Source organism: Desulfatibacillum aliphaticivorans DSM 15576 (genome assembly GCF_000429905.1).
Lineage (GTDB): Bacteria > Desulfobacterota > Desulfobacteria > Desulfobacterales > Desulfatibacillaceae > Desulfatibacillum > Desulfatibacillum aliphaticivorans.
Genome location: NZ_AUCT01000068.1, coordinates 1 through 1,020, shown reverse-complemented (window position 1 = coordinate 1,020; position 1,020 = coordinate 1). Strand labels below are relative to the sequence as shown.

The window sequence follows — 1,020 nt, the reverse complement described above, 5'->3', positions numbered from 1 at the left end:
TGCTTCTTGTGACATGGAATCTCCTTTCAAAAGATGGAAATTCTTATGCCACATCCCAACCACCCCGTGAAGATGCGGTTGTTTAGACGGTTACGCTGCTCAGGCAGGAAAGGCTTGTGCTGCTGGAAGTGCTGGAGCCAAGGCCGCAGCCGCAAAAGAGGTTGGGGAAACAATTGCCAGTGCGACGTACGGGACCGTTGTCGCCACAGGCAATTTGGCAGTAGATGCTTCCAAAAGGAATGCACCATCTTCAACACAAAAAGAGACAAAAACAAAGCCAAGGGATGATCAGACAGCAACAGATCAATCGCAAGAAAATGCATCAACAAATGCCCCCTCTGACACCGTCAATTCGGTTCAAGGCCAAGGGCATGAAGATAAAGCAGGCGATTCTGGAGGAAGATCTGAAGACTCAGGATACACTGACTCCTGGAACACTGGTTTATCGCATGAAAGTGACGATGGGGGTTTTACACCATAAGTTTTTGGAAAGGAGGGGAGTATCTTTCTCCCCTCATACTTTGATAGGGCGGATGATATGAGTTGTAATAGTGAAGACGACTGTACCAAATATGTTTTTGATGCGGGATTTATCGCGACATTTTTAAACCATGTAGGAAAAATAATCCTGGTTACTTGGTGCGCTCTTGCAGGCTTTGAAGTGGTTTGTAATATAATACATTATGGGGGCTTTTCCAAAGTACTACCTTACGTATCATTGACTGTAATCCCTTTTGCGTTTATCCCTCTTTATTTATTTAGTAAAGTGGGCCTAAGAAAGGTAGTTTATAAGTTAATATATGACGTGGCTGCAGAAAACGTAATATTTTGGATATTTTATAAAAAGGAACCTATTTGCGTCACGCCTGCAAATATAGACAATATCCGTTTGGGTATGTACGTTTATTTTGAATTGGTTGATGGGCAAATATATGTAGGGTGGAATAACGAAAAACGATTTGTCAATTTCTTGCGGAAAAATGAAATCGAATTCAAATGGGGTAAATTGGGAAGTAAAAT

The 1,020-nt window shown here is 41.9% G+C and carries 1 protein-coding gene; it reads left to right on the top strand.

The features are described from left to right. Nucleotides 1–538: 538 nt before the first annotated feature. Nucleotides 539–1,020 (top strand): hypothetical protein (locus G491_RS32655; protein WP_035220315.1); only part of this gene is annotated, 482 nt, incomplete at its 3' end.